This window comes from Ottowia flava, from assembly GCF_008017535.1.
Classification (GTDB): Bacteria; Pseudomonadota; Gammaproteobacteria; order Burkholderiales; family Burkholderiaceae_C; genus Ottowia; species Ottowia flava.
In genome coordinates this window covers 105531-131580 of record NZ_VRUA01000004.1, presented here as the reverse complement: position 1 = coordinate 131580, position 26050 = coordinate 105531, and the positions used below count along the sequence as shown (strand labels likewise).

General features: G+C 67.4%; 30 protein-coding genes. 18 read left to right on the top strand and 12 right to left on the bottom strand.

Annotation, left to right across the window (positions count from 1 at the left end):
- Positions 1-117 precede the first annotated feature (117 nt).
- The 5 genes from FVQ98_RS06720 to FVQ98_RS06700 form a co-directional block, all read right to left on the bottom strand.
- A complete protein-coding gene (locus FVQ98_RS06720) occupies positions 118-1110 on the bottom strand; it encodes a sulfate ABC transporter substrate-binding protein (RefSeq protein WP_147912662.1) in 993 nt (330 codons plus the stop codon).
- Between the two features lie 188 nt (positions 1111-1298).
- Complete coding sequence (locus tag FVQ98_RS06715; RefSeq protein ID WP_147912661.1) at positions 1299-1532, bottom strand: hypothetical protein; 234 nt, start codon at positions 1530-1532, stop codon at positions 1299-1301.
- Positions 1533-1557: 25 nt separating this feature from the next.
- Positions 1558-1803 carry a hypothetical protein gene (locus tag FVQ98_RS06710; protein ID WP_147912660.1) on the bottom strand — a complete coding sequence of 82 codons (246 nt, stop codon included), beginning with the start codon at positions 1801-1803 and terminating at the stop codon, positions 1558-1560.
- A 37-nt stretch (positions 1804-1840) separates the two neighbouring features.
- Positions 1841-2857, bottom strand: coding sequence for a sulfate ABC transporter substrate-binding protein (locus FVQ98_RS06705; RefSeq protein ID WP_147912659.1), 1017 nt, complete (start codon positions 2855-2857; stop codon positions 1841-1843).
- Between the two features lie 156 nt (positions 2858-3013).
- The gene (locus tag FVQ98_RS06700; RefSeq protein WP_147912658.1) at positions 3014-3835 is read right to left on the bottom strand and encodes an IclR family transcriptional regulator; all 822 of its coding nucleotides are present in this window, start codon (positions 3833-3835) and stop codon (positions 3014-3016) included.
- 80 nt (positions 3836-3915) lie between these two features.
- On the opposite strand from FVQ98_RS06700, the gene FVQ98_RS06695 reads away from it, so the two are divergent.
- From FVQ98_RS06695 to htpG, 9 genes are all read left to right on the top strand, one after another.
- Positions 3916-4707 carry an enoyl-CoA hydratase-related protein gene (locus FVQ98_RS06695; protein WP_147912657.1) on the top strand — a complete coding sequence of 264 codons (792 nt, stop codon included), beginning with the start codon at positions 3916-3918 and terminating at the stop codon, positions 4705-4707.
- An 11-nt stretch (positions 4708-4718) separates the two neighbouring features.
- Positions 4719-5867, top strand: a complete 1149-nt coding sequence (locus tag FVQ98_RS06690; protein WP_222707575.1) for a CaiB/BaiF CoA transferase family protein — start codon at positions 4719-4721, stop codon at positions 5865-5867.
- Positions 5868-5879: 12 nt separating this feature from the next.
- Complete coding sequence (locus FVQ98_RS06685) at positions 5880-6848, top strand: Bug family tripartite tricarboxylate transporter substrate binding protein (RefSeq protein WP_147912655.1); 969 nt, start codon at positions 5880-5882, stop codon at positions 6846-6848.
- Positions 6845-7609 carry an enoyl-CoA hydratase/isomerase family protein gene (locus FVQ98_RS06680; RefSeq protein WP_147912654.1) on the top strand — a complete coding sequence of 255 codons (765 nt, stop codon included), beginning with the start codon at positions 6845-6847 and terminating at the stop codon, positions 7607-7609. Before FVQ98_RS06685 ends, FVQ98_RS06680 begins: the two co-directional genes overlap by 4 nt.
- A gap of 63 nt (positions 7610-7672) precedes the next feature.
- Positions 7673-8692, top strand: a complete 1020-nt coding sequence (locus FVQ98_RS06675) for an SLAC1 family transporter (protein ID WP_147912653.1) — start codon at positions 7673-7675, stop codon at positions 8690-8692.
- Between the two features lie 137 nt (positions 8693-8829).
- Positions 8830-9411, top strand: coding sequence for a cytochrome c oxidase subunit 3 family protein (locus tag FVQ98_RS06670; RefSeq protein ID WP_147912652.1), 582 nt, complete (start codon positions 8830-8832; stop codon positions 9409-9411).
- Positions 9412-9418: 7 nt separating this feature from the next.
- Positions 9419-9688: a cytochrome C oxidase subunit IV family protein gene (locus tag FVQ98_RS06665; RefSeq protein WP_147912651.1), complete on the top strand. Its 270-nt coding sequence runs from the start codon at positions 9419-9421 to the stop codon at positions 9686-9688.
- Between the two features lie 168 nt (positions 9689-9856).
- Positions 9857-10675 (top strand): pseudouridine synthase, encoded by an 819-nt coding sequence (locus FVQ98_RS06660; protein ID WP_147912650.1) that lies wholly within the window; start codon positions 9857-9859, stop codon positions 10673-10675.
- Positions 10676-10860: 185 nt separating this feature from the next.
- Complete coding sequence (htpG, locus tag FVQ98_RS06655) at positions 10861-12945, top strand: molecular chaperone HtpG (RefSeq protein ID WP_147912649.1); 2085 nt, start codon at positions 10861-10863, stop codon at positions 12943-12945.
- A gap of 164 nt (positions 12946-13109) precedes the next feature.
- Here the strand turns inward: htpG and FVQ98_RS06650 are convergent, their stop codons facing one another.
- The 4 genes from FVQ98_RS06650 to FVQ98_RS06635 all read right to left on the bottom strand — a co-directional run bounded on the left by FVQ98_RS06650 (position 13110) and on the right by FVQ98_RS06635 (position 16522).
- Positions 13110-13607: a hypothetical protein gene (locus FVQ98_RS06650; protein WP_147912648.1), complete on the bottom strand. Its 498-nt coding sequence runs from the start codon at positions 13605-13607 to the stop codon at positions 13110-13112.
- Positions 13608-13738: 131 nt separating this feature from the next.
- Entirely contained in the window at positions 13739-14155 is a 417-nt protein-coding gene (locus FVQ98_RS06645; protein WP_147912647.1) for a VOC family protein, read from the bottom strand.
- Positions 14156-14177: 22 nt separating this feature from the next.
- The gene (locus FVQ98_RS06640; RefSeq protein ID WP_147912646.1) at positions 14178-14939 is read right to left on the bottom strand and encodes an enoyl-CoA hydratase/isomerase family protein; all 762 of its coding nucleotides are present in this window, start codon (positions 14937-14939) and stop codon (positions 14178-14180) included.
- Positions 14936-16522 (bottom strand): AMP-binding protein, encoded by a 1587-nt coding sequence (locus FVQ98_RS06635; protein ID WP_187265655.1) that lies wholly within the window; start codon positions 16520-16522, stop codon positions 14936-14938. Before FVQ98_RS06635 ends, FVQ98_RS06640 begins: the two co-directional genes overlap by 4 nt.
- A 61-nt stretch (positions 16523-16583) precedes the next feature.
- On the opposite strand from FVQ98_RS06635, the gene FVQ98_RS06630 reads away from it, so the two are divergent.
- Complete coding sequence (locus FVQ98_RS06630; protein WP_187265654.1) at positions 16584-17399, top strand: enoyl-CoA hydratase/isomerase family protein; 816 nt, start codon at positions 16584-16586, stop codon at positions 17397-17399.
- Positions 17400-17568: 169 nt separating this feature from the next.
- Here FVQ98_RS06630 and FVQ98_RS06625 read toward each other — a convergent pair whose 3' ends face one another.
- The gene (locus tag FVQ98_RS06625) at positions 17569-18219 is read right to left on the bottom strand and encodes a glutathione S-transferase (protein ID WP_147912644.1); all 651 of its coding nucleotides are present in this window, start codon (positions 18217-18219) and stop codon (positions 17569-17571) included.
- Positions 18220-18315: 96 nt separating this feature from the next.
- Between FVQ98_RS06625 and FVQ98_RS06620 the strand changes: the two genes are divergently transcribed.
- The 7 genes from FVQ98_RS06620 to FVQ98_RS06590 all read left to right on the top strand — a co-directional run bounded on the left by FVQ98_RS06620 (position 18316) and on the right by FVQ98_RS06590 (position 23115).
- Complete coding sequence (locus FVQ98_RS06620; RefSeq protein WP_147912643.1) at positions 18316-18681, top strand: DUF2946 family protein; 366 nt, start codon at positions 18316-18318, stop codon at positions 18679-18681.
- Between the two features lie 218 nt (positions 18682-18899).
- A complete protein-coding gene (locus tag FVQ98_RS06615) occupies positions 18900-19436 on the top strand; it encodes a copper chaperone PCu(A)C (RefSeq protein WP_147912642.1) in 537 nt (178 codons plus the stop codon).
- A 150-nt stretch (positions 19437-19586) separates the two neighbouring features.
- A complete protein-coding gene (locus FVQ98_RS06610; RefSeq protein ID WP_147912641.1) occupies positions 19587-20447 on the top strand; it encodes a PhaM family polyhydroxyalkanoate granule multifunctional regulatory protein in 861 nt (286 codons plus the stop codon).
- Positions 20448-20486: 39 nt separating this feature from the next.
- On the top strand, positions 20487-21776 hold the full coding sequence (locus FVQ98_RS06605) for an FIST signal transduction protein (RefSeq protein ID WP_147912640.1): 1290 nt from the start codon (positions 20487-20489) through the stop codon (positions 21774-21776).
- A 4-nt stretch (positions 21777-21780) separates the two neighbouring features.
- Positions 21781-22203 carry a VOC family protein gene (locus FVQ98_RS06600; protein WP_147912639.1) on the top strand — a complete coding sequence of 141 codons (423 nt, stop codon included), beginning with the start codon at positions 21781-21783 and terminating at the stop codon, positions 22201-22203.
- Between the two features lie 20 nt (positions 22204-22223).
- Positions 22224-22649, top strand: a complete 426-nt coding sequence (locus FVQ98_RS06595) for a (R)-mandelonitrile lyase (RefSeq protein ID WP_147912756.1) — start codon at positions 22224-22226, stop codon at positions 22647-22649.
- Between the two features lie 7 nt (positions 22650-22656).
- Positions 22657-23115: a GNAT family N-acetyltransferase gene (locus FVQ98_RS06590; RefSeq protein ID WP_147912638.1), complete on the top strand. Its 459-nt coding sequence runs from the start codon at positions 22657-22659 to the stop codon at positions 23113-23115.
- Between the two features lie 46 nt (positions 23116-23161).
- On the opposite strand, the gene FVQ98_RS06585 is transcribed toward FVQ98_RS06590, so the two are convergent.
- Positions 23162-23968 carry a crotonase/enoyl-CoA hydratase family protein gene (locus FVQ98_RS06585; RefSeq protein WP_147912637.1) on the bottom strand — a complete coding sequence of 269 codons (807 nt, stop codon included), beginning with the start codon at positions 23966-23968 and terminating at the stop codon, positions 23162-23164.
- 116 nt (positions 23969-24084) lie between these two features.
- Positions 24085-24816, bottom strand: coding sequence for a helix-turn-helix domain-containing protein (locus FVQ98_RS06580; RefSeq protein ID WP_147912636.1), 732 nt, complete (start codon positions 24814-24816; stop codon positions 24085-24087).
- A gap of 359 nt (positions 24817-25175) precedes the next feature.
- Between FVQ98_RS06580 and FVQ98_RS06575 the strand changes: the two genes are divergently transcribed.
- A complete protein-coding gene (locus tag FVQ98_RS06575) occupies positions 25176-26042 on the top strand; it encodes a hypothetical protein (RefSeq protein ID WP_147912635.1) in 867 nt (288 codons plus the stop codon).
- The last annotated feature ends 8 nt before the right edge of the window (positions 26043-26050 follow it).

Sequence of the window (26050 nt, the reverse complement as noted above, 5' to 3'; positions counted from 1 at the left end):
CCACCCCAGCAGCCGCTGCGCAAGGGCCGCTCCCGCGGCGCTGGCGGCGTCCCCCCGCCCGCAGCGCGCAGCGCGAAGAGAGCGGGGGGAAGGCGCGTCAGCGCCTCAGGGGGGGAATCACTTCCCGCTATACAACTTGTCGAACTGCCCGCCGTCGTTGAAGTGCACCTTCTGCGCCTCGGCCAGCGAGCCGAAATACTGGTCCACCGTGAACAGCTTCAGCGGCTTGAACTGCGGGTACTTCTTCAAGATCGCTTCGTTGCGCGGGCGGATGTTGTGCTTGGCCGCGATCTCCTGCGCTTCGGGCGTGTACAGGAAGTCGAGGTAGGCCTTGGCGTCGGCGGCCGTGCCCTTCTTGGCCACGGTGCGTTCGACGACGGCCACCGGGTTTTCGGCCACGATGCTGGCGCTGGGGTGAATCGCGTCGACCTTGCCCTTGCCGAACTCGTTGTCGACCGACACCACTTCCGATTCAAACGTGATCAGCACGTCGCCGATGTTGCGCTGCAGGAACACGCCGGTTGCGTCCCGCCCGCCGCGCGCCAGCACCGGCACGTTTTTGTACAGCTTGGTCACGTAGTCCAGCGCCTGCGCGTCGCTGCCGCCCTCGGCGCGCACCTGACCCCAGGCGGCCAGGTAGGCCAGCCGGCCGTTGCCCCCGGTCTTGGGGTTGACGACGACGACCTTCACGTCGGGGCGAATCAAATCGTCCCAGTCCTTGATGTTCTTCGGGTTGCCGTTGCGCACCAGGAACAGCATGGTCGACGTGGTTGGCGCCGCACCGTTGGGGAATTGCTTGCGCCAGTCCTTGGCCACCACGCCCTTGTCGGCCAGGAAGTCGATGTCGGTGGTGGTGTTCATCGTCACCACGTCGGCGGCCAGCCCGTCGGCGACGGCGCGCGCCTGCGCGCTAGAGCCAGCGTGCGACTGGTCGATCTTGATGTCCTTGCCGGTGGCCTTCTTGTGGTGCGCGATGAAGGCGGGGTTGATGTCCTTGTAGAACTCACGCGCGACGTCGTAGGACACGTTCAGCAGGCTGGTCTGCGCGGACGCCAAGGAGGCTGTGGCCAGGGCCACGGCACCGAGGCCGATTCGAAGGGTTTTGTTCATGGAAATGCAGCTTGCGATAGAGCAAAACGAAATTGTCGAAGTCGGGCCTTCAAAAACAAACGACTTTGTTTTTGTTTTGTTATATCGATTGGGGTATGAAGGGGCTCCAGGCGGGCGTGCCGCTCGCGGCTTCGCCGCGGCGTGCCGTCAGGCAGCGACCGACGAACGGCCGCGTCCACCTGTCGATGTCAACGCCACCACCCGGCCAACAGCACGGCGATGCGGGCTGCGGCCAGGGTGGCGATCCGTTCGCTGCGACCGATGGCGTGCAAAGTGGCAGCGCACCCCGCAGGCGAGGGCGAATGGGGTCGACCGGCGACAGCGGCTGCTCGGGCAACGCCTGGGTTGACGTCGCGTTGGCCGCAGGCGCCGGGCCGGCGCTCGCCGGCGTGCCAGTGGGTCAACGGTGGGGTGAAGGGCATGGGTGACCCGTGTGTCAACGTGCGCTCAGCGCCAGTGCGCAGCCAGGCCGGGGTAGGCTGGCCAGTAAGGCCACTGGCCGGCGCTGACGTCCACCGGCGCTGTCGCTCGCGCCGCAGGGCGCGCGCGGGTGCTGCGCAGGCGCCGTGGCCCGGGGACGAGCGTTGGCTGGCCGCAGCCCATGCCCATCTCCACCTGCCAGGCTTGCGCGGTCACACCGATTAGGGTGCGCGCGGTGGTGCGGAGGTCGGGAAAGGGCTTGCGGCTGCTCATGCGGGGCTCCTGAGGTGGGCGCTGGGTGCGCCCGGGTTTACTTCTGGGTGTAGATCTGGTCGAACTGGGCGCCGTCGGCAAAGTGTTGCTGGCTGGCGGTTGACCAGCCGCCGAACGCCTGGTCGATGGTGAACAGGTTCAGCTTCGGAAATTGCTTGGCGTACTTGGCGATCGCCTTGTCCGAGATCGGGCGGTAGAAATGCTTGCCCGCCAGGTCCTGGCCTTCGTCGCTGTACAGGTACTCCAGGTAGGCCTGGGCCACGGCGCGCGTGCCCTTCTTGTCCACCGCCTTGTCGACCACGGTGACGGCGGGTTCGGCCAGGATCGACAGGCTGGGGTAGACCACGTCGAACTTGGTGCCGAATTCCTTTTCCAGCAAGTAGGCCTCGTTCTCCCACGCGATCAACACGTCGCCCTGGTTGCGCTGGCCGAAGGTGATGGTGGAGCCGCGCGCGCCCGTGTCCAACACCGGCACGTTCTGGTACAGCTGCGCCACAAAGGCCTTGGCCTTGGCGTCGCCGCCGTACTTGCGCTTGGCGTATTCCCACGCGGCCAGGTAATTCCAGCGTGCGCCGCCGCTGGTCTTGGGGTTGGGCGTGATCACCTTGATGCCGGGCTTGACCAGATCGTCCCAGTCCTTGATGCCTTTGGGGTTGCCCGCGCGCACCACCAGCACGATGGTCGACGTGTAGGGCGAGCTGTTGTGCGGCAGGCGCTTTTGCCAGTCCTTGGGCACCCACTGGCCGTGCGTGTGCAGCGCGTCCGTGTCGCCGGCCAGCGCCAGCGTGGCGACGTCGGCGTCCAGCCCGTCGATGATCGAGCGTGCCTGTTTGCCCGAGCCGCCGTGCGACTGCTTGACGGTCACCACCTGCCCGGTCTTGGCCTTCCAATGGGCAGCAAATGCCTTGTTGAAGTCCACATAGAACTCGCGCGTCGGGTCGTAGCTGACGTTGAGCAGCGTGACCGGCGCCGGCTGCGTGAAGGCGGGTGCGCCACTGGCGAGCAGGGCGGTGGCGGCCAGCGCGTGCAATGCGTTGCGGCGGTGGAAAGTCATGTTCGAGCCTTTGAAAACGAGAGGAATCAGGCCTGCAATCCTGGGCCCTCGCGCCGCAAAAGCGAACGATTCATTTTTTGTTTGCTTATGCATCGTCCATCTGGTGCCGTCGCAGCGTCGCGCTCTACACGACCGGACGGCACTTGTGTGCGCTCGCTACGACCAGGCCTCTCGCCAGCGGGCATGGATGTCGCCGGCCAGTGCCATCAGCAGCGCACCGTGCTCCGTCGCCAGGGGTTCCGCGGCGGCTTCGTAGGTGGGCAGGCTGATGTTGAGCGCATACCGCTGGCCACCTGGATCGCGCATCGGCGTTGCGATCGCCACCGAGCCCGCTTGCCATTCGGCCCAGCAGTACCCCATGCGCTTGATCTGGGCCGAAGACTGGCGGATTGACGCTGCCACCCTGCGCCAATCGGCGCCGTACTCCGGCGCCAGCCGGGCCAACAACGCAGTGCGTTCCGTGGCCGTCAATCCGGCCAGGTGCGCGCGGCCCAGCGAGGTGATCGCGATGGGAATGCGTGAACCCGGAACGAGCCGACGGAACAAGCCCATTCGGCTCCAACGGACCGAGTCCAGGTAGACCATGTCCGTCTGGTCGGCAATGGCCAGGCCGACGTTGATGCGCCGACCTTCGGCGAGGCCACGCATGAGCGGCAGCGCCAGATCGAGCGCGCTCTGGGACGAGCGGTGGGCCAGCGCGAGGCTCTGCACGACGACGCCGAGCCGGTAACCCTGTTCGTCCAGGTCGTACACCAGAAAGCCCGCATCCACCAGGGACCGCGTCAGCCGGCTGACCGTCGGCCGCGGCAGCGCCGTTCGGGCCGCGAGCTCCGCGTTCGTCAGCACGCCCGTGCCCAGGCGAAAAGCCCGAAGCAGAGAAAGCCCGCGCTCAAGCGACCGGCTTCCGCTCGTTGTCCGCACGAACTGGCCAGTGGTTCTCGTGGTGGTGCGCGTCGAAGCGTGGCGTGGTTTGGTCATCTACGTAATTTCGCACATCGAAATTGCCATATTGCCTCGATTTGGCCTTCACGGAACACTTTCTCCCAACGGAGACAAGCATGAATGCCTACGAGGAACTGAGGTACATGTCGGACCAGGGCGTCGCCACCCTGGTCTTCAACAGGCCGGAGCGCCTCAATGCGTGGACCCCCACCCTGGAGCGGGAACTTCGCGATGCGCTGAGGGCGGCGCAGGCCGACGAGTCGGTGCGCTGCATCGTCCTGACCGGCGCGGGGCGGGCTTTCTGTGCCGGCATGGACATGGAGGTGCTCCAGCGTGCGCCGGCCAGCCCAGCAGCGACGCAAGAAGCCAGCGACGACGACAGCCAGCAGCGGTACGGCTATTTCTGGGACATCGACAAGCCCTTGATCGCCGCCATCAACGGCCCCGCGTCGGGCGTTGGCCTTTGCCTGGCCTTGTTTTGCGATCTCCGCTACGTCGTCGCGGACGCCAAGCTGAGCTTCCCCTACGCCAGACGCGGGCTCGCCGCGGAGCACGGCATCGCGTGGCTGCTGCCCCGGCTCGTCGGACCGATGGCCTGTGCCGATCTGCTCTTCACGGGGCGAACCTTCCTGGGCGCCGAGGCCGACCAGCTCGGCCTTGCGCGGGCATTGCCGGCGGATGGCTTTCTGGAGCATGTGCAGGCCCAGGCGCGTGACATTGCGCAGCTTTCCTCTCCGCGTTCGGTGCGGGTGATGAAACGGCAGCTGCTGGAGGCGCGCTACCAGACCTTGGGACAGGCCACGCGCGCCGCGGACGCCGCGGTGGCGGCATGCCGCGGCACCGAGGATTTCAAGGAAGGGGTGGCGCATTTCCTCGAAAAGCGCGCCCCCCGATTCACAGGACGTTGAAAAAGATGAGCGTGAACCTTTCATCCCTTCCGCTGGCGGGCATCAAGGTGCTGGAGATCGGGCAGAACATCGCCGGGCCGTACGCCAGCGAGATCCTGTCTTCGCTGGGCGCCGATGTTGTGAAGATCGAGCGCCCCGAAACCGGCGACGACGCGCGCGGCTGGGGGCCGCCTTTCTGGCGCGGAACGGCGACGACGTTCCAGGCCATGAACCACGGCAAGCGCAGCGTCACCGCCGACCTGAAGAACCCGGAGCATCTCGCCAGGCTGAAGGCCTATCTCGGCGAATGCGACGTCCTGATCCAGAACATGCGGCCGGGCTCGCTGGAAGAGTTGGGGTTGGGCGCGAAAGAGGTCTGTGCGCAGCACCCGAAACTGATCTACTGCTCACTTTGGGCCTTCGGTCACACAGGGCCGCGCCACCTGAGTCCCGGGTACGAACCCATGGTGCAGGCGTTCTCCGGCATGTTCAGTGTGAACGGAACGCAGGATGGTCCCTCCACGCGTGTTGGCATGCAGGTGCTTGATCTGGGCACGGGTATCTGGGCCGCCTTGGGCTGCCTCGCGGCGCTGTACCGGCGCAAGGAGACGGGGCTGGGCGGCACCGTGGATACCTCGCTGTTCGAGACCGCGCTGGGTTGGCTCCAGGTCATGATGGCGGGCTACCACGCGACCGGTCGCCAGCCCGAGCGGCACCGCAGCGGCAACCCGAACGTGGTGGTGTTTCAGGCGCTGTCGACGCAGGACGGCGAAGTGGTGGTGGCCGCCGCCAACGACCGCCTGTTCGCCAAGCTGGCGCGCGTCGTGGGGCGCCCGGACTGGGTGGCGGACGAGCGGTATGCGAGCAATGCTTCGCGTGTGAAGCACAAGGCCGCTCTGCTGCCCGAACTTGAGGCGATCTTCTTGACGCAGCCCTCGCAGCACTGGATCGAGGCGCTCGAAGCGGTGGGTATTCCCTGCGCGCCGATCCAGGACTTCGAGCAGGTGCTTGCCGATCCGCAGACCGCCGCCATCGACATCCTTCACACGCTGCCGGAAGTGGACCTCAAGGTGGTCGGGCTGCCCGTGTCGTTCGATGGCGTGCGTCCGCCCGTGAAAGGTCGGGCGCCCGGGCTGGGCGAGCACAACGCCGAACTCTGGAACCGTGAAACCTCATCCTAAGGAGACATCAAGATGCCTATGAATCGTCGTCAACTGCTGCGCTGCGGCGCTGCATTCGGGGCCACGCTGGCCGCAGGAACGCCAGCCTGGGCGGAAGGAAAACCCATCCAGATCATCGTGCCGTTTGGCCCCGGGGGCTCGGGCGACATCTCCGCGCGCATGCTGGGGGAATGGCTCACGAAGAAAACAGGCCGCCCGGTGACGGTGGACAACCGCCCTGGTGCCAACGGCATCATCGGCGTGGAAGCCGCTCGCAAGGGGCCTGCGGATGGCACGGTGCTGCTGCTGGCCACCACGTCCACCCACCTGGCCAACCCCAGCTTGTTCAAGAAGCTGCCCTACGACCCGGGCAAGGACTTCCGCCTGGTCGGCAGCTTTGGACAGGGTTCGTTCTACCTGCTCGTCAACCCCAGCTCGCTCTACAAGACGGTGGCGGAGTTCGTTCAGGCGGCCAAGGCGGAGCCTGGCAAGCTGAACTACGGGTACTTCAACGCCACCTCGAGCGTCTCGTCCGCGATGTTTGCGGCCACCGCCGGCATCACCATGACCGGCGTTCCCTACAAGCAGGTGGGTCAGGCCATGACGGAGCTGATGGCCGGTCAGCTCCAGGTGGTGTTCACCGACACCGTTCAGGGCGATGCGTTCGTCGCGTCGGGGCAGTTGCGCGCGCTGGCCGTGCACAGCGGCGAACGGCTCAAGCGGTTTCCGCAGGTGCCGCTGGTGCGGGAAACGTACCCCGATTTCGACGTCAGCGCGGGCTTTCTCGGCGTCGCGGTGCCCGCAGGCACGCCGGTCGCCATTCAACAGCAGTTGAACGATCTCATCAACGAGGCGGTGACCACCGACCCGATCAAGTCGCGGCTGGAAGGGTTTGGCTTCACGCCGCACAAGGTCAGCCTGGCAGAGCTCGCGAACTTCGAGCGCACCGAAAGGGCCAAGTGGCCGAAGTACGTCGCCATTGCCAAGCTGGAGGTCCAGTGAGCCAGGTTGCCGAGGCGCACGGTCTTCGCCCCTTCGTCGCCCTTCTGGAGCTGAACCGGCCGCCGCACAACCACCTGAACGTCGATGGGCTGACCGAATTGGCCGAAGCGCTGGAGCGCCTGGACGGCGATGACCGCTGCCGCGCCATCGTGCTGGCGGCCAGCGGCAAGGTCTTCAGCGCCGGGGCCGATTTCAGCGGTGCCGGCGACGGCGCCGCGCGCGACACCGCGCGCTTCTACACGCAGGCGATGCGCCTGTTCGCTACCCGCAAGCCGATCGTGGCAGCGGTACAGGGGGCTGCGGTCGGCGCAGGCCTGGGCCTCGCGGTGGCGGCGGACTTTCGCGTGTCTTGCCCTGAGGGGCGCTTCAGTGCCAACTTCAACCGCCTCGGTTTCCATCCGGGTTTTGGCTTGAGCGTCACGCTGCCTCGCCTGATCGGCGAGCAACAGGCGGCGCAACTGTTCTACACGGGGCGGCGCGTGGATGGCGAGGAGGCCGTGCGCATCGGCCTGGCGGACGTGCTCGCACCGCTCGATCAGGTGCGTGAACGGGCTTTGGATCTGGCGGCGGACATCGCCGTTTCCGCGCCGCTGGCGGTCGAGAGCACGCGCGAAACCTTGCGCCTGGGCCTCGCGGAGCGCGTGCGCAAGGCCAACGAGCGCGAACTGGTCATCCAGCAGGTCCAGTACGCCACCGAGGACTTCAAGGAGGGCGTGGCGGCGATGGCGGAACGGCGCCAACCCGACTTTCAGCGCCGATAGTCCCCCGAGCACTTCGCTGATCCGCCGCAAAAACGGCAGCGGAACGCGTGGCATCATCCCCGCATGCCACACGCTCCCGATGCCTTGAAGTACCTCGCGCCCAACTGGTTCGCGATCGTGATGGGGCTGACGGGCCTGTCGCTGGCCTGGGGCCGCGCTGCGCCGATCCTGGGCGACATGGCGGGGGCGGGCGCGATGGTGCTGGCGGTGCTGGCGGCGGTGATGTTCGCGGTGCTGCTTTTGTTTTCGGTGCTGCGCTGGCAGCACCACGCGCCGGCGCTGGCGGCCGACCTGAAGCACCCGGTGCGCCACACCTTTGTCGCAACGCTGCCGATCTCCCTGATCCTGTTGGCCACGGCAGCGGTGTCGCTGGTCGGGGTCGAGCCCTGGGTCGCGGTGCTGTGGTGGCTCGGGTCGCTGGCGCAGTTCGCCGTCACGCTGTGGGTGCTGGGGCGTTGGCTCAGCGCCGACAAGGCGCAGGCGCTGGGCTGGCCCGCGGTGACGCCGGGGCTGATCCTGCCGGTGGTGGGCAATGTGCTGGCGCCGCTCGCCGGCGTGGCGCTGGGCGCGCCGGCGTGGTCAGCGGCGCAGTTCGGCATCGGCGTGCTGCTGTGGCCGCTGGTGCTGGCGCTGCTGGTGGTGCGCATCGCCACGCAGGGGCTGTGGGCCGAGCGTTTGCTGCCGCTGACCTTCATCACCGTGGCGCCGCCGGCGGTGATCGGCAGCAGCGTGCTGGTGCTGGGCGGACCGGTGGTGCTGGCGTGGATGTGCTGGGGCATGGCGCTGTTTTTCGTGCTGTGGAGCGGCCACCTGGTGCGGCGCATGCTGGCGCAGCCGTTCTCGATCGCGTTCTGGTCGATGGGCTTCCCCCTGGCGGCCTTCGCCACGCTGACGTTGCGGTTGGCCGTGCAGCACCCTGGCATGCAAATGCTGGCCATGCTGACACTGGCGGTCGCGTCGGTCGTCATCGTGCTGCTCGCCATCGCCACGTGGAAGGGCTGGCGCGAAGGTTCGCTGCTGCAACCCGAGCCGGTCGCCATCGTGGCCATGCCAGGCGCACAGACACCGCCGGGGCCGCAGTGAACCGAGGTTTTTGAAGTGATTTTGCGACTTGGCCTTAGAACCACCTGCGCTGACAGCTATCTTAAAAATAGCATAAGCGGCGAACATAGGGAACCCCCCCAGGTTCGGCTGCACACGTCCCCGCGCGTCTGAAGACCATGGCGACCGCCACCGCGCAACGCGCCCCACGCCTGCCCGGCGACCTGTTCATCTGGTACGTCATTGCGCTGGAGCTGGCCACGTTCAGCGTCATGTTCGTGGCCTTTGCCTTCACCCGGGCGCGGCACGTCGAGCTGTTCAACGCCGCTCAGCAGCACCTTGACCTGTCGACCGGTGCGCTCAACACCGCGCTGCTGCTCACGGCCAGCTGGTGCGTGGCGCGCGCCGTGCACGCCTTGCGCGATGCAGCATCGCGCCGCGCGGCGCTGGGCTGGCTGGGCGCTGGCTGGCTGCTGGGCGCGGGCTTTGTGGTGGTCAAGATCGGCGAATACGCCGACAAGGCGGCGCAGGGCATTGGCCTGTCGACCAACCTGTTCTTCGACTTCTACTTCATCCTGACCGGCTTTCATCTGGCCCACGTGCTGGTCGGCCTGATCGCGCTGGCGGTGGTGGGCGTGGCCATCGCGCGCCGACCGCAGGCCGACGCGCAGGTGCACGGGCTGGAGACAGCCGCCGCGTTCTGGCACTTGGTGGACCTGCTGTGGCTGGTGCTGTTCCCCTTGGTCTACGTGATGCGTTGAAGCACCGATGAAACCCACGCACTGGCTCAACCTCGTCTGGCTGCTCTTGCTGGCGGCCACTGGCTTCACCGCGTGGCTGGGCTCCAGCGGCGCGCTGCGCCAGTCCAGCCTGCCGCTGATGGCGCTGGTGTTCGGGCTGGCCTGGTTCAAGGGGCTCGGCGTGGTGCTGGCGTTCATGGAGCTGGGCCATGCGCCACCGCTGTGGCGCCGCCTGCTGATGGGCACGTTGGCGTTGGTGGTGGCCCTGATCCTGGTGGCCTACGCGGTGGCGATTTGAGGGTGTTTTGTGGCGATAGCCCTACAACCATCTGCGCGAGCAGCTATCAACAATAAAGCAAAACGCACCTGCTGCGCACGCGCATGTGAACACCCCCGCCGCGCCTGATGGCGGTGAACGTTCGCCGCGTCCAGGCGGTGCGGCACGCCCGCCGCCGATAATTCGCCCATGTCCGATGCTCCCCGTTTTCGCCGCGCCGCGCCGCCCGACGCCCGACCGTCCGGCGGCGACGCGGGCACTGTCCGCCTGAACAAGCGCCTGGCCGACATGGGCCTGTGCTCGCGCCGCGAGGCGGACGAATGGATCGAGCGCGGCTGGGTCAAGGTCAATGGCGAGGTCGCGCCCATGGGCACCAAGGTCGGCCCGCAAGACCGCGTGACGGTGGACCGCCGCGCCGACGAATCGCAAGCGCAGCGCGTGACCATCCTGCTGCACAAGCCCGTCGGCTACGTCAGCGGCCAGGCCGAAGACGGCTACGAGCCCGCCGTCGTGCTGGTGCAGGGCCGCAACCATTGGCGTGACGACGCATCGCGCACGCGCTTTGCGCCGTCGCAACTGCGTGGGCTGGCACCGGCCGGCCGGCTGGACATCGATTCGACCGGCCTCCTGGTGCTGACGCAGGACGGCCGCGTGGCGCGCCATTTGATCGGCGAAGACTCCGACGTCGAAAAGGAATACCTGGTGCGCGTGGCCTTTGGCGACGTCGCCGTGGACGTGCAGCGCGCCTTCCCGCCCGCGCAGCTGGCGCGTCTGCGCCACGGCCTGAGCCTGGACGGCAAGCCGCTGCTGCCCGCGCGCGTCGACTGGCAAAACCCCGAGCAGCTGCGCTTCATCCTGAAAGAAGGCAAGAAGCGCCAGATCCGCCGCATGTGCGAAGCCGTGGGCCTGAAGGTGACCGGCCTGAAACGCGTGCGCATCGGCGGCGTGGTGTTGGGCCACCTGCCAGTGGGGCAGTGGCGCTACCTGGGGCCGGGCGAGCGGTTTTAAGCGGGGCTGCCCCCATTCGCGCGGGACTGTGCGTGGTGGCCCAGGCTGCTTCCTGGGCCGGCAGGCTTGAAAAATCGCTTCCCGCCCTAACCTAGCGCCCCAGCGGGCGCGCTTTTTTCTGGCCGCTGCCCCTTTCGCCCCATGGCGATCCTTTTTTTGTTTGTCTTTGACCTGATCCATCCACCATGAGTACCCAAAAACACGCCTTCCAGGCCGAAGTGGCCCAGCTGCTGCACCTGGTCACCCATTCGCTGTATTCCAACCCAGAGATCTTCCTGCGCGAGCTGATCTCCAACGCGTCCGACGCCTGCGACAAGCTGCGCTTTGAGGCGCTGGCCAACCCGTCGCTGTACGGCGACCAGCCCGAGCTGGAAGTGCGCATCAGCTTCGACAAGGCCGCCAAGACGCTCACGGTGACCGACACCGGCATCGGCATGAGCGAAGCCGAGGCGATTGCCCACCTGGGCACCATCGCCAAGAGCGGCACCAAGGAGTTCATGAGCAAGCTGTCGGGCGACCAGAAGGCCGATTCGCAGCTGATCGGCCAGTTTGGCGTGGGCTTCTACTCGGGCTTCATCGTTGCCGACAAGATCACCGTCGAATCGCGCCGCGCCGGCCTGCCCGCCAGCGAAGGCGTGCGCTGGACCAGCAAGGGCGATGGCGACTTCGAGGTCGAAACCATCACCCGCGAAGCGCGCGGCACCAGCGTGATCCTGCACCTGCGTGAAGACGCGCTGGACTTTGCGGACGGCTGGCGCCTGAAGGAGCTGATCAACAAATATTCCGACCACATCTCCCTGCCCATCAAGATGGAAGGCGAGAAGTGGGAGGAGGGCAAGGAAGAAGGCCAGCCGGGCCAGATGGTCAAGACCGGCGAATGGGAAACCGTCAACCAGGCCAACGCGCTGTGGACGCGCCCCAAGAAAGACATCACCGACCAGCAGTTCAAGGACTTCTACCAGCAGATCGCCCACGACTGGGAGCCGCCGCTGGCCTGGAGCCTGAACCGCGTTGAAGGCAGCACCGAGTACACGCAGCTGCTGTACGTGCCCAGCCACGCGCCCATGGACCTGTGGGACCGCGACAAGAAGGCCGGCATCAAGCTGTACGTCAAGCGCGTGTTCATCATGGACGACGCTGAGCAGCTCATCCCGCGCTACCTGCGCTTCATCAAGGGCGTGGTCGATTCGGCCGACCTGCCGCTGAACGTCAGCCGCGAGCTGCTGCAAGAAAGCCGCGACGTGCGCGCCATCCGCGACGGCAACACGCGCCGCGTGCTCAGCATGCTGGAAGACATGGCCAAGGCGCAGGATACCGCCGGCACCGCTGCGGCCACCGAAGCGCCCGCCTCAGAAGGCAAGATCGACGTCGGCAGTGGTGATTCCACCCCCGCACCCGAGCCGACCGAGCTGCAAGGCGACGCCGTGACCGACGTGGTCGACAAGAACGACGCGCCCACCGCGGCCGACGCGGCGGCCAAGTTTGCCGAAGACAACGAATCCGGCAAGTACGCCACCTTCTGGCGCGAATTCGGCGCGGTGCTGAAGGAAGGCCTCGGCGAAGACACCGCCAACCGCGAGCGCATCGCCAAGCTGCTGCGCTACGCCTCCAGCACCGTGGACACCGAAACCGTGTCCTTCGCCGACTACAAGGCGCGCATGAAGGAAGGCCAGAAGGCCATCTACTACATCACCGCCGACACCGCCGCCGCCGCGCGCAACAGCCCACAGCTGGAGCTGTTCAAGAAAAAGGGCATTGAAGTCCTGCTGATGACCGACCGCGTGGACGAATGGGCGCTGTCCTTCCTGCGCGAATTCGACGGCACGCCGCTGCAGTCCGTCGCCAAAGGCGCGGTCGACCTGGGCGACCTGCAAGACGAGGCCGAAAAGAAAGCTGCCGAAGCCGCCGCCGAAACCGTCAAGCCGCTGCTGGAAAAGCTCAAGGACGTGCTGAAGAACGAGGCCGAAGACGTGCGCGTCACCACCCGCCTGGTCGACTCACCCGCCTGCCTGGTCGTCAAGGATGCAGGCATGAGCATGCAGCTGGCCCGCATGCTCAAACAAGCCGGCCAACCCGTGCCCGAGACCAAGCCCGTGCTGGAAATCAACGCCGAGCACCCGCTGGTCAAAAAGCTCGAAGGCATGGACGCGAACACGCCGCAGTTCAACGACCTGGCGCACGTGGTGTTTGATCAGGCGCTGCTGGCTGAAGGCGGGCTGCCGGAGGACCCGGCGGCGTATGTGCGACGGGTGAATGCGTTGTTGGTGTGAGAAACCGACGTTGAATAAAAAGAGCCGTAAAAACGGCTCTTTTTTTCTTCAAGGGCGGCCAAGTTTTGCCATTGTGGAATGGTTGCTCTTCGCTCGTTCAGGATGAAAATTCACGCAGTCAGCTTTCGAGTCAAAGCGGGCATTTCGGTGGTTAGTTTTCGAATTTAATCAACCTTAAAGCCTAATTCCCCTGCCAAAAGGTAATACAGCCGAATTGTTACCATATCTACAGCGAGATAATTCAGCGAATTAGCCTGCATGTCGGGAGTCGAGCTATTAGCATGAGCTGTAGGTTCGGGGAGCGGTGTGCCAGCCGCATCGACAACAAATTTGACATATTTGTCGATTTCTTTTTCTAGATCTTTGCTGCCGGCACCATGTGCAAGGTAATTTCGTAAAGTATTGAGCTTCTCTACTCCGGTCCACAACCAGCCTTGAACCTGCTCGACAGGTGTTAACGAGCGACATAGGGCCAACCTTTGACTGAAACTAAGTCGCGCCCCATCCAGGGCAGCGGCATTCGGTAGTTTTCTTCTTAGATAGCCCCTCAGCATTTCCTCGAATAATAGATGTGCTTTGAGTACCGAATAAGTCGGGTCATTGGGTCTGGGCGTGATGTGACTTAGATAAAGATCAACATGCTCACCAATCGACTTCACCACTTTTTTTACTCCAGCTGAATGACGCCTACGTCTGCTTCTGGCCGGTAACGGCGCCACAATTGATGAACCTATTCGCAGCAAAGCTCACGTGAATCTGGTCCAAGAACGGCCCCAATCGAATCATCGAGAGCTCACCTTGCGTACACCGCCCCCAAATCCTCAAACCCCTTGATCTCAATCGGAATGCCGAACGGGTCGCGGAAGAACATCGTCCACTGCTCGCCCGGCTGACCTTCAAAGCGCAGGTGCGGCGCGATGACGAATTCCGTGCCGGCGGCTTGCAGGCGGTCGGCCATGGCTTGCCAGTCCTGGCGTTGCAGGATCAGGCCCAGGTGCGGCATGGGCACCCAGTGGTCGCCGACTTTGCCGGTGTCGGCGGTGTGAAACGGCTCGCCCAGGTGCAGCGAGAGTTGGTGGCCGAAGAAGTCGAAGTCGACCCAGGTGTCGGTGCTCCGGCCTTCGCGGCAGCCGAGCACGCCGCCGTAAAAGCGGCGGGCTTCGTCCAGGTCGGTGACGTGGTAGGCGAGGTGGAACAGGGCTTGGGGCATGGCGTGCATCCGTGGACGTGGGTCAGCCTTTGCCGGGCAGCGACGCAGCGATGCGCGCGGCGGTGTCGGGGTTGGCAAAGCAGGTCATGGCGTTCTGGCGCTCGGTCTCCATGGCGGCGGCCAGCGCAGCAGACTGGCCGACCAGGGCTTTCTTGAGCAGGCGCGTGGCGACCGGCGAGCGTTCGGCAACGGTGCGCGCCAGGGCCAGCGCCTGCGGCAGTGCGTCACCGGCGGGGACGACGCGGTTGACCAGGCCCAGGTCCAGCAGGCGTTGCGCCGTCTGGCGTTCGCCCAGCACCATCAATTCCATAGCGCGCTGGTGGCCCAGGGCCAGCGGCAGCAGGTAGGTGACGCCGCCGGTAACGAAGTGGCCCAGCTGCATCTCGGGGAAGAAGGCGATCAGGTCGTCGGCCGCGACGACCATGTCGCAGTTCAGCACCCATTCAAAGCCGCCGCCGACGGCATAGCCGTGCACTGCGCCGATGACGAGCTTGGGGCCGCCCATGATGGCGCGGGTGACGCGCTGGATGTCTTCGCAGGTCTGCGCGACGGTGGCGGGCGAGTCGGACTGGTCACCAAAGTCCTTCAGGTCGTCGCCCGCGCAGAAGGCACGACCCGCGCCGGTCAGCACGATGACTTGGGTGGCCGGGTCGGCCTGCGCGGTTTCCAGCTGCGCGTGCAGGTCGCGCAGCAGGTCGGCGTTCATCGCGTTCAGGCGCTCGGGGCGGTTCAGGGTGACGACGCTGATGGCGCCGTCTTGGTGCAGGGTGACGGTGGCGGTCATGGGCGGGTGGTGGGCGGTTGAAAGGAGTCGGTGTCGACGGTGTCGGCCGTCACGCCTTCGGCGGCCAGGCGGAATTTTTCCACCTTGTCGGTGGGCGTGCGCGGCAGCGCGTCCATGAAGCGGATGTAGCGCGGCACCATGAAGCGCGCCATGGCGCCGCGGGCGTGCGTGGCCAGGTCGGCAGCGGCCAGCGCGGCGCCGGGTTGAAGCACGACGCAGGCCATCACCTCTTCTTCGGTCAGCTCGCTGGGCACGCCGAACACGGCGGCTTCCTGCACGGCGGGGTGTGTCTCCAGGCCTTGTTCGACTTCGGCGGCGGAGATGTTCTCGCCACGCCGGCGCACCATGTCCTTGGTGCGGCCGACGAAGTAGAAATGCCCGTCGGCGTCCTGGCGCATGACGTCGCCGGTGTGAAACCACTGGTCGCGCAGCGCGGCCAGCGTGGCGTCGGGCATGGCCCAGTAGCCGCGCATCAGCGCGTCAGGCGCGCGCGGGCGCACGACCAATTCCCCGCTGGCGCCCACGGGCACGGCAAAGCCATCCGCGTCGTGCAGCTCGGCCCGCCACAGGGGGCCGATGCGCCCGCACGATCCGGTGCGGCGCGCCTCGCCCGGCGTGGGCGCCATGATCAGGCCGACTTCGGTCGAGCCGTAGATCTCCACCAGCCGGCAGCCAAAGCGCTGTTCAAAGTCGTCGGCCCAGCCGGGCATGGGCACGCCCCAGCCCAGGCGCGCGCGGTGGTCGCGGTCGCTCGGCGAGGGCGGCTGCTTGTACAGCAGCGTCAGCGTGGCGCCCATGAAGTCGAACACAGTGGCGCCAAAGGCGCGCATCTCGTCCCAGTAACGCGACACCGAAAAGCGCGCGCCAATGGCCGCCACCGCGCCCAGCACGAGGGCCGGCGCCACGGTGAGCACCGACGCGTCCAGATGGAACAGCGGGTACGGGCAGTACAGCACGTCGTCCGCGCGCAAGCCCAGCTGCTGGCCGAAGGCGGCGGCCTGGCTCAGCACAAAGCGGTGCGCCAGCATGACGGCCTTGGACCGCCCGGTGGTGCCCGACGTGTACAGCAGCAGGCACAGGTCGGCCGCTTGCACGTCGGGCCAGGGCGGGTCGTCCGCGCGGGCGTCGCGCGGCACGGCGGCAAAGGCTTGTTCACCCGCGCCGGCTTCGCCCAGCACCAGCACATGCGTTAGCTGCGTCAGCGCAGGCCGTGCGGCGCGCCATTGCGCGGCAAGGCTGTCGTGCGCGATCAGCACGCGGCTTTGCACCAGGTGGATGGCGTCCACCAGGCCTTGGCCGGTGAAGGCGGTGTTGACCGGCGCCATCACCGCGCCCAGCTTGGCCAGGGCGAACCAGATGACGACGAAGTCGGGCAGGTTGGGCAGCATCACGCTGACGCGGTCGCCCGGCGCCACGCCCAGGTCGCGCAGGCCGCGCGCCACGCGGTCGGACTGCGCGTCCAGCGCGGCGGTGGTCCATTCGCCCTCGGCCATGCGCAGCAGCGGCCGGCCGGGCGCGGTGCGCGCGGCGTGGCGCAACGCCGCGCCCAAGGTGTCGGTGGCGGGGGCAGCGTCGGGCGGCATGCGGGGCATTATGGCCAGGGCCGCTACGATCCAAGGTTTTACGTCCCGAGGAGACCACCGCATGAGCACGACGACGCCCGCGATCGATTACAGCCGCTACCAGACCATGACCATCACCCGCCGCGGCCCCGACGGCTCGGTGATCGATCTGCAGATGAAGGCCAAGAACGGCAAGCTGCCCACCGCCGGCCACGAAGGCCACTGGGAGCTCTCCGAGATCTGGCGCGACATCGACAAGGACGAGACCGTGCGCTGCGCTGTGCTGCGCGGCGAAGGCATGGGCTTTTCCGGCGGCGGCGACCTGGCGCTGGTGCAGGACATGGCGACCGATTTTGCTGTGCGCACCCGCGTGTGGAAGGAAGCGCGCGACCTGGTCTACAACGTGATCAATTGCGAAAAGCCCATCGTCAGCGCGATGCACGGGCCGGCCGTGGGCGCGGGCCTGGTGGCGGGCCTGCTGGCCGATGTGTCCATCGCCGCCAAGTCCGCCAAGATCGTTGACGGCCACACGCGCCTGGGCGTGGCGGCGGGCGACCACGCGGCCATCTGCTGGCCGCTGCTGTGCGGCATGGCCAAGGCCAAGTACTACCTGATGCTGTGTGAGGCCGTGACCGGCGAAGAGGCCGAGCGCATCGGCCTGGTGTCGCTGGCGGTGGACGACGACCAGCTGCTGGACAAAGCCTACGAAGTGGCCGACAAGCTGGCCGCCGGCAGCACCACGGCGATCCGCTGGACCAAGTATTCGCTCAACAACTGGTACCGCCAGGCAGGGCCGACGTTCGACACCTCGCTGGCGCTCGAATTCATGGGCTTTGGCGGCCCCGACGTGCACGAGGGCGTGGCCAGCCTGCGCGAGCGCCGCGCGCCGAAGTACTGATTGCTATTGATTAAATAGCTGGTTGCGCAGGTGGTTGTAGAGCTGGCGGGTGATTTGGTTCAAATTTCTCGCCTGCACTTCGCGAGCTGCGTGACCGCTCAGGCGCGGACCTGCCATCCGCGCAGCGCACCCGGCGCGTTGCGCCTGCGGTGCGCGTTGGGGAAGGGCCTCAGGCTTTCGCCTTCATCCGCGCCATCATCAGTTCGGTGTTGGACTTGCGGTCGGCCTGCACCTTTTGCACAGCGGGGCGCTCGCCCATCTGCTTCAGGTAGTCCTTGAGCGGCAGCCCGGCCAGCACGTCTTCACCGTAGACGATCTTGCTGGCGCTGGACACCAGCGGCAGGTGCACGATGGCGGCGCAATCGGCCAGCGTGAAATGCTCGCCCGCGACGTACGGCGAAAACCTGGCCAGCTTGGCAAACGCGGCGACGTTCTTCTGCAGCTGCGGCAGCGTCTTGGTCTTGGCGCCTTCGCTGATCTGGCCGCCGAAGAAGGCTTGCGGGTACAGGTTGCGCGCGACCAGCTCCAGGTGCAGCTCGATGTAGCGCACCAGCTCGCGCACCTTGGCGGCCTGGTAGGCGTCGGCGGGCAGCAGCGCGGGGGTGGGGTATTTGGCTTCCAGGTACTCCAGCAGGATGGTCGATTCGCTCAAGGGACCATCGTCGGTGATGGCGTAGGGCACCTTGCCGAGCGGGCTGGCGGCGGCGTCGGTTTCGCCGATCCAGGCCAGTTTTTCCTCGAACGGCAAGCCCTTTTCGAGCAGGGCGAGCTTGACCTTGTTGTAGTAGTTGCTGGCGGCAAATCCGCAGAGTTGGAACATGGTGGTGGGGTCTTTCCGGTGTGGATGAATCCGCCAGCCTAGCGCGCCGCCGCCCCCACGTCAGTCGCCGAACGGACGCCGGCCGATAATGGGTGCATGTCGACCCGTGTCCTGCGCCTTTGGATCGCCCGCTGCATGCTGGTGGCGTTCGCGCTGGCGCTGGGCGCTGCGGCCGCATCGCCCTGGGTGGCGCCGCGCGCGATGCAGCTGGTGTGCACGGACGGTGCGGTCAAGCTGGTCGCGCTGGACGACGACGATGGCGCGGCCGGTGCGCCGTCCGGCCACACCCTGGAGTGCGCGCTGTGCCTGGTGACCGGCACACCGCCGTTGGACTTGCAGGCCCATGTGGCGCAGCGCGTCGCCGTGGCGCAGGTGCCGAGGTGGACGCACGTGGATGCGCCGCCGTTGGCAGAGACCTGGGCGCCGCTGCTCGCCCGGGGGCCGCCGGTCGGGCGGGCTTGATCGGTCTGCCAAATCGCGTGGTTTCCTGACGACGGTACGTTCGGGCAGACACGCGGCGACTTGGCGGCATGCGGCGGCCCGAAGATCGAATTGCGCCAGAGGCGCTTGCGCGCGCCTTAACTGACATATGCCGGGCCGCCTGCGCGGCTATCCCGTTGCACGCCCTTTCCGGGCCGACCTTGCGCACGGCCCTTTTCCCGAATTTCCTAGGAACCGATATGACTTTTCTCCGCATTCCCCTCCGCGTGCTGGCCAGTGTTGGCCTTTTTGCAGGCAGCCTGACGGCTTGGGCCCAGTCTCCCGCCACTGCGGCGCCAGCAACCTCTGCTGTGGCTCAGGCCGAGGCCGTTCGCGTCACGGACGCCTGGGCGCGGGCCAGCGTTCCGGGCCAGAAGGCGACGGGCGCCTTCATGACGCTGACGGCCGCCACACCGATGCAACTGGTGGGTGTGGCGACCGATGTCGCGGGCGTGGCCGAGGTGCACGAAATGGCGATGCAAGGCGAGGTCATGCGCATGCGCGCCATCGGTTCGCTGGCGCTGCCCGCCGGTAAGCCCGTCGAACTCAAGCCGGGTGGCTACCACCTGATGCTGATGGACCTGAAGCACCCGCTCAAGGCGGGCGAGACGGTGCCACTCACGCTGACCTGGCGCGACGCGCAGGGCCAAGAGTCGCGTACCGACCTCAAGGTGCCCGTTCGCGCCGCGGCGACCGCCCCCGCAAGCCCTGGCCACGGCGGCGGGCACAAGCACTGAAGTCCGCACCCGCGCGCAAGCGTGGAGAGCAGAAGGTGGCAGAAGGTGGCGATGCCAAAGGGTGATCGGTTAAGCTGTGGCCACACCCGCTGCGCTGCCTTCGACGGGCTCGCGGCGACCACCTGGCTCCCACCGTTCTGAGGTGCATCCATGAGCGACGCCAACGCCTTAGCCTTCGGCAAGTTCATCCCCGGATTCGACTTCCTTCAGCAGTTGTCGAGTGCGCAGAAAGCCGGTGGCGGCACCGTGCCCGGGCTCGGTCAATGGGTGGCACCCACCGTCAGCGTCGAGGAGCTCGACCGACGCATCACCGAGCTGAAGGCGGTGCAGTTCTGGCTGGACCAGAACGCCACCGCACTGAAGGCCACGGTGCAGGCGCTCGAGGTGCAGAAGATGACGCTGGCGACGCTCCAGGGAATGAACGTCAGCATGGCGGAAGTCGCGAAGGCGTTTACCGTCCCGGTGCCATCGCCTGCCGCGCAGGCGCCGGCAGCGAAGGCAGATGCGGCCGCACCGCAATGGCCTTTTGACCAGACTGCGGCAGCGCCCGCGCCAGTCGCCTCACCCGAGCCGACGCCGCCCGAGGCAGCGCCGGAACCTGCCCCGGCGCCTGTGGTCGAGCCGCCGCCTGCGCGTCCTCGCAAGCCCAAGGGGTCGACCGCTTCGCCGGAGGCGGATGCCGGGCAAGAGGCCCATACCGCCGCGGCCAAGAGTCTGGCCGATGGCATGCAGTGGTGGGGTGCCCTGACCCAGCAGTTCCAGCAGATCGCTGCCAACGCCCTGCGCGAAGCCGCCCCCGCCAAGGGCGCCGGCCCCACCGCCGCAGCCACCCCTGCCAAACCCGCGGGCAAGACCGCCGCCAAGAAGAAGCCAGCGGCCAAGCGTGGCGCCAAGCAGACCGGCGCGGCGCGCAAGAAGGCAGCGACCCCGCGCAAGCAAGCCGCTGCGCGAGAGCCCGCACCCGCGCGCAACGCCGGTTGGCCGCTGCCGCCACCGGCCAAGCCGCGCTGAGGCGTCCAACCCATTCGGGCGAGAGCGCCCGCCAGTCGCATGAACCTGTTTCCTTATGGCCACGCCACGCATCCCCAGTGGCAGATGGCCTGTGGCCTGGTGCTGGCGCAGTTGCGCGCGCAGATGGCCAGCGCCGATTACGCCGACGCACCCGCGCTCGGCCTGCTCTACATCACCGATCATTACGCCGGCGCTGCGCAGGACATCCTGGACCTTCTCGGCGCCGAACTGCCCGAGGTCACCGACTGGGCCGGGACCGTCGGGGTGGGGGTGTGTGCGAGCAACGCCGAATACATCGACGAGCCGGCGCTCAGCGTGATGCTGTGCGACTTGCCGGCAGACCAGATCCGGGTGTTCTCGGGCGTCATGCCGCTGACAGCGGGCGCGCGCTTTCGGCCCCACACCGCACTCGTGCACGCCGATGCGCAAACGCCCGACGTGCCCGATCTGGTGGCCGAGCTGGCCCAGCGCACCGACACCGGCTACCTGTTCGGCGGGTTGTCGTCCAGCCGCAGCCGGGTGCTGCAATTTGCCGTGGGCAGCCAGGGCCATGTGGCCGGGCAAGGCGGCGTGGGCGGTGTGATCTCGGGCGGGTTGTCCGGCGTCGCATTCGGCGCAGGGGTGGACTTGGTGGCGCGCGTCACGCAAGGCTGCCTTCCCGTATCGCCGGAACACGAAGTGACCGGGGCCGACGGCAACGTGCTGCTGTCCCTGGATGGCCAACCGGCACTGGACGTGATGCTGGCCGATCTGCGCATCAGCCTGGAGGCCCCGCGTGAAGCGCTGGACGTGGTGCGTCAGACCCTGGTTGGGCTGTCCAGCCCCGGCGAAGAAGGCGTGGGCCGCAGCGGCCACTTCGGGCCCGACGTGGTGGTGCGCCACATCATCGGCGTCGACCCTGGCCGGCGCGGCGTTGCCATCGCCGAGCGCCCGCGCGTCGGCCAGCGCATCGCCTTCTGTCAGCGCAACGTGCAGGCGGCCCGCGCCGACCTGACGCGCATCTGCGCCGAAATCCGCGAGGAGCTGGAGCCCGAAGAGGTGCCCGAGCTCACCGCCGCCGCCCTGGCCGCGCCGCACGCGCTGTCGGCGCCGCACCCGGCGCGGCGCATCGCCGGCGCGGTCTACATCAGCTGCGCGGGCCGTGGTGGCGCGCACTTTGGCGCGCCGGGGGCGGAATTGCAGATCGTGCGCCACGCGCTGGGCGATGTGCCACTGGTCGGCTTTTTTGCCGGCGGCGAAATCGCGCGCCATCACCTGTACGGCTACACCGGCGTGCTGACCGTGTTCGTCGCCCCGGCGGCCGTGGACGGTGACGCGCCAGAGGATTGATGGCGTGCAGTTGCTCGTCAACATCGACGTCGATGACTTGGCGCGCGCCGAGGCCTTCTACACCTCCGCACTGGGGCTGACGACGGGCCGCCGCTTCGGCGACGACGGTCTTGAATTGCTGGGCGCCGGTGCGCCCATCTACCTGCTGCGCAAGGCCGCCGGCACGCCCGCGACGGCCAGCGCGCCAACGCCGCGCGACTACGCCCGTCACTGGACCCCGGTGCACCTGGATCTGGTGGTGCCCGACGTCGACGCCGCCGTTGCGCGCGCTGTGGCGGCGGGCGCGGTGTTGGAGCAGGCGGCGCGCAGCCACGACTGGGGCCGCATCGCGCTGCTGGCCGATCCCTTCGGCCACGGCTTTTGCCTGCTGCAGTTCCTGGGCCGTGGCTACGACGAGATCGCCACGCCCACGTCTGCCGGACCTTGAGACGGAGCCCACCCATGCCCATGCAGATCTACCGCGTCGGTTCGCGCCCTTCCGCCAAAGGGCCGGCCGACCGCTTCACCGGCGCCGTGCGCATGGACCCGCTGTTTGGCGCGACCGAGCCCGGACGCACCTCTGCCACGCTGGTCACCTTCGAGCCCGGCGCGCGCACCGCCTGGCACACGCACCCGCTCGGCCAGCACCTGATCGTGACCGCCGGCAGCGGCTGGACGCAGTGCTGGGGCGGCCCCAAGAAGGCGATTCACGCGGGTGACGTGGTGCACTGCGACTGCGGCCAGAAACACTGGCACGGCGCTACCGACACCACCGCCATGAGCCACATCGCCATTCAGGAAGCCCAGGACGGCGTGGCCGTGAACTGGCTGGAACAGGTCAGCGACGCGCAGTACCTGTCACCGGTCGAGCCCGACGACGCTGCCGCAAACTGACGCGCCCATGCCCGACATCCAACTCGCCCTGCGCGAAGACGCCGCCGCCATCCTGGCCTTGCAGCACCTGGCTTTTCAGTCCGAAGCGCGCCTCTACAACGACTGGTCCATCCCGCCGCTGACGGAAACGCTGGCCGTGTCGCTGGCCGACTGGGACACGCACACCGTGCTGAAGGCGGTGGATGCGGGCGGCCGCATCGTCGGCTCGGTGCGGGCGCGGGTGCTGGCAGGTGAATGCGCCATCGCGCGGCTGATCGTGCATCCGCAGAACCAGGGCCAGGGCCTGGGGGCGGCGCTGCTGCAAGCGATTGAGGCGCAGGCTGCGGGCGTACGCCGCTTCACCCTGTTCACCGGCGCGCGTAGCGAGGGCAACATCCGCCTGTACCAGCGCCATGGCTACCGCATCGTGGGCACCGAAGTCGTGTCGCCCGCGGTGTCGCTGGTGCACATGGAAAAGGCGGCGTGATGCGCTGATCCGCCGGCCCACGCCAGCGCGTGGCCGAACCCAGGCGTCAGCGCCCGGTGAACTTCGCCGGCCGCCTTTCGACGAAGGAGCGCACGCCCTCGGCCGCGTCTTCGCTGCGCGACAGGCGCTGCTGGGTGGCTTCAAATTCTTCCATCGCCGCCAGCGGGCCGTGCTCGATCGCCTTCAGCACGTTCAGCCGCGTGGCGACCACGGCCAGCGGCGCTTGCTGCGCGATCTGCTCTGCAATCTGTAGCGTTTCCTGCTCTACCTGCGCCGGCGGGACGACTTTCTGCACGAAGTTCAAACGCAGCGCCTCGGCCGCGCCGAACTCGTCGCCGGTCAGCAGATGCAACAGCGCGTTGCCGGCGCCAGCGCGCTCGGCCATGCGCAGCGTGGCGCCGCCGGTGGCCATGATGCCGCGCTTGACCTCCAGTTGCGAGAAGCGGCAGTTGTCGGCTGCGACCACCACGTCGGCGGCCAGCATCAGCTCGATCCCCAGCGTGTAGGTGATGCCCTTGACGGCGACCACCACCGGCTTTTGCCGGCGTCGGTACCCCGCCATGCCCGGCTCGGTCGGCTCCACGCCGCCGGCGGGTGCGGCCTGTTCGCCGCGCTGCATCAGCGGCGCAAACGTGGGCAAGTCCAGGCCGGCGGTGAAGTGATCGCCCGCCGCCATCAGCACGCCCACGCGCAGCGCGGGTTCGTCGTCCAGGCGCGTGTACGCGGCGGCCAGCTGGCGGTACATGGCGGGTGTGAAGCCGTTGCGCTTGGCCGGGCGGTTGATGGTGATCAGCAGCAGGTGGCCGCGCACCTCGGTGTCGATGCGGCCCTCGTCGGGGGCGGAGGTGTTCATGCCGCCATGCTAGCGGCGCGCAGCGCAGGGGCCTGTCACCTTGGGATGGCGGATCTGAATGAAATCGCCATCTAGCCCTACAGCATACTGCGCGACCAGCTATCAAAAAAAGAGTATCAGCGGCGCAGACGCAGGAAGGCTTCCGGCTCCCACCCGCGCATCGCCATCACCAGCGTGTAGCCTTCGCGCTCGCTGGCTTTGAGCTTCTGGTCCATCTGGTGCTGCTGCGCAAAGTCCTGCGCCACGCGCTGCAGCCGCTCCATGAAGCTCGGCGCCAGCGCGCGGCTCACGTTGCCGTGCACCAGCACCAGCCCTTCGGCCGGCCCGTCAAAGCCGCCGCCAAAATAGTCCAGCACGATGTGTTCGCGAAAGTACTGCATCACCGGCCCGTGGGGGCGCCAGCGAAAGGTCTTGGCCACCTTCAGGCGGTAGCGGTTCAGCGGCTTCAGCTCGATGATGCCCACGCGGTCCAGCTGCGCCAGGTACTTCACCACCTCGGCCTCGCTCAGGCGGTACGACGTGGTCATCTGATCCAGCGTCCACTGGCTCAGCACGTTGATGGCCACCAGCAGCAGCTTTTCGTCCGCCACCACCGCGCGCTCCTGCTCGGCCGTCAACTCGGTCAGCAGCGGCTGCGTGTCGGCCACGCGCTGCGCCAGCTCGGCAAAGTCCAGCTTCAGCGCACGGCAGATCGCGTCGATGCGCGACAGCGGCATGTCGCCCTTGGCCAGCATGCGCTTGATGCTGGATTCGGCCATGTCCAAAGCCTGCGCCAGATCGGCGTAGGTCATGTGGGCGGCCTTCAGCTCCTTCTTCAGGACCGTGATCAGGTCGGCGGTGGTGCTCATGCGGTGGGATTAGAGCATCGCCTTGGCAGCGCGGCTTCTGCGTGTGCCGAACCGCCGCCCGTCGACCGATTTGCCAGGGTCAGCAATCGATAAACAGATCAGCCTGTAGCGCAATCATGCACTGCGCGAGAAGCTATATAAAGAGTAGCAAAAGCACGCTATCCTGGCGCCAGCGACAGGCAGCATGAGCAGCGTTTTCGGACGCGGGCCGCGCGCCGCAGAGCGGCTTCACGGTATCGCTGGGAGATACGCCCCGCGTCATCACAGGTGTCTGGCACTGATCGATGCGCCCGTTCGGCGATCCGACATGCACAGTCGCGCAGCTCTCACTCCCTGCCGCGCCGCGGCCCTTGTTCACCATGCCGACACCTGCCGATTTCCCCCTCGCTGCTGCCGAAGCGGCGCCCACGACCGGCGGCGCGTCCGTCGCCGAATGCCTTCTGCTGGCGGCCGTGCCCTTGCTGATGGCGCTGGCCTTGTGGCTACCGCCGATGGCGCTGCCGGCCGATTACCACCGGTTTGCCGACCAGCGCATGTTGGCGGGTGTGCCGCACGCGCTGGATGTGCTGACCAACCTGGCCTTCGGGGGCGTGGCGACGTGGGGCTTGTGGGTGGCGTGCCGGGTGCCGCGCGGCGCTTTGCCGGTGGTGCAGCGCGTGCTGGCGGTGCTGCTCTTCATCGGGCTGCTGGGGACGGCCGTCGGCTCCAGCCTCTACCACCTGGCGCCGGACAACGCCGGGTTGACGCTGGACCGCCTGGGCATGGCGCTGCCATTTGCCGCGCTGCTGGGCCTGGCGGCAGCCGACCGGATCAGCGCCCGCGCGGGCGTGGTGCTGGCGCTGGTGATTGCGGTGGCGGCGCCGACTTCGGCTTTGCTCGACGCGCTGACCGGCAACATGACGCCGTGGACGGTGCTGCAGACCAGCGGCCTGGTGCTGCTGCTGGCGCTGGCGACGCAGCGGCCGCGCCCGCAGGCGCTGGGCTTTTCGCTGCTGGCGGTGGTGCTCACGTACGCGGCAGCCAAGGGGCTGGAACTGGCCGACGCGCCGGTGTTTGCATGGACGGCGGGCGCCGTCTCGGGCCACAGCCTGAAGCACGTCGTCGCGGCCTTGGCGGTCTGGCCGGTGGTGTGTGCTCTGGCGCGCAAGCGGGTGGCGTCGGCCAGACACGGCGACACCGCACAATGCACGCCCAACGGCACGTCGTCGCAACGTCGTGTCCTTTGAAGGATCCG

Coding starts and splice junctions, on each gene's coding strand:
- FVQ98_RS06720 (WP_147912662.1), bottom strand. CDS start 1,110: ATGAACAAAACCCTTCGAATCGGCCTCGGTGCCGTGGCCCTGGCCACA.
- FVQ98_RS06715 (WP_147912661.1), bottom strand. CDS start 1,532: ATGCCCTTCACCCCACCGTTGACCCACTGGCACGCCGGCGAGCGCCGG.
- FVQ98_RS06710 (WP_147912660.1), bottom strand. CDS start 1,803: ATGAGCAGCCGCAAGCCCTTTCCCGACCTCCGCACCACCGCGCGCACC.
- FVQ98_RS06705 (WP_147912659.1), bottom strand. CDS start 2,857: ATGACTTTCCACCGCCGCAACGCATTGCACGCGCTGGCCGCCACCGCC.
- FVQ98_RS06700 (WP_147912658.1), bottom strand. CDS start 3,835: ATGACCAAACCACGCCACGCTTCGACGCGCACCACCACGAGAACCACT.
- FVQ98_RS06695 (WP_147912657.1), top strand. CDS start 3,916: ATGAATGCCTACGAGGAACTGAGGTACATGTCGGACCAGGGCGTCGCC.
- FVQ98_RS06685 (WP_147912655.1), top strand. CDS start 5,880: ATGCCTATGAATCGTCGTCAACTGCTGCGCTGCGGCGCTGCATTCGGG.
- FVQ98_RS06675 (WP_147912653.1), top strand. CDS start 7,673: ATGCCACACGCTCCCGATGCCTTGAAGTACCTCGCGCCCAACTGGTTC.
- FVQ98_RS06670 (WP_147912652.1), top strand. CDS start 8,830: ATGGCGACCGCCACCGCGCAACGCGCCCCACGCCTGCCCGGCGACCTG.
- FVQ98_RS06665 (WP_147912651.1), top strand. CDS start 9,419: ATGAAACCCACGCACTGGCTCAACCTCGTCTGGCTGCTCTTGCTGGCG.
- FVQ98_RS06660 (WP_147912650.1), top strand. CDS start 9,857: ATGTCCGATGCTCCCCGTTTTCGCCGCGCCGCGCCGCCCGACGCCCGA.
- htpG (WP_147912649.1), top strand. CDS start 10,861: ATGAGTACCCAAAAACACGCCTTCCAGGCCGAAGTGGCCCAGCTGCTG.
- FVQ98_RS06645 (WP_147912647.1), bottom strand. CDS start 14,155: ATGCCCCAAGCCCTGTTCCACCTCGCCTACCACGTCACCGACCTGGAC.
- FVQ98_RS06640 (WP_147912646.1), bottom strand. CDS start 14,939: ATGACCGCCACCGTCACCCTGCACCAAGACGGCGCCATCAGCGTCGTC.
- FVQ98_RS06635 (WP_187265655.1), bottom strand. CDS start 16,522: ATGCCGCCCGACGCTGCCCCCGCCACCGACACCTTGGGCGCGGCGTTG.
- FVQ98_RS06630 (WP_187265654.1), top strand. CDS start 16,584: ATGAGCACGACGACGCCCGCGATCGATTACAGCCGCTACCAGACCATG.
- FVQ98_RS06625 (WP_147912644.1), bottom strand. CDS start 18,219: ATGTTCCAACTCTGCGGATTTGCCGCCAGCAACTACTACAACAAGGTC.
- FVQ98_RS06620 (WP_147912643.1), top strand. CDS start 18,316: ATGTCGACCCGTGTCCTGCGCCTTTGGATCGCCCGCTGCATGCTGGTG.
- FVQ98_RS06615 (WP_147912642.1), top strand. CDS start 18,900: ATGACTTTTCTCCGCATTCCCCTCCGCGTGCTGGCCAGTGTTGGCCTT.
- FVQ98_RS06610 (WP_147912641.1), top strand. CDS start 19,587: ATGAGCGACGCCAACGCCTTAGCCTTCGGCAAGTTCATCCCCGGATTC.
- FVQ98_RS06605 (WP_147912640.1), top strand. CDS start 20,487: ATGAACCTGTTTCCTTATGGCCACGCCACGCATCCCCAGTGGCAGATG.
- FVQ98_RS06595 (WP_147912756.1), top strand. CDS start 22,224: ATGCAGATCTACCGCGTCGGTTCGCGCCCTTCCGCCAAAGGGCCGGCC.
- FVQ98_RS06590 (WP_147912638.1), top strand. CDS start 22,657: ATGCCCGACATCCAACTCGCCCTGCGCGAAGACGCCGCCGCCATCCTG.
- FVQ98_RS06585 (WP_147912637.1), bottom strand. CDS start 23,968: ATGAACACCTCCGCCCCCGACGAGGGCCGCATCGACACCGAGGTGCGC.
- FVQ98_RS06580 (WP_147912636.1), bottom strand. CDS start 24,816: ATGAGCACCACCGCCGACCTGATCACGGTCCTGAAGAAGGAGCTGAAG.
- FVQ98_RS06575 (WP_147912635.1), top strand. CDS start 25,176: ATGCCGACACCTGCCGATTTCCCCCTCGCTGCTGCCGAAGCGGCGCCC.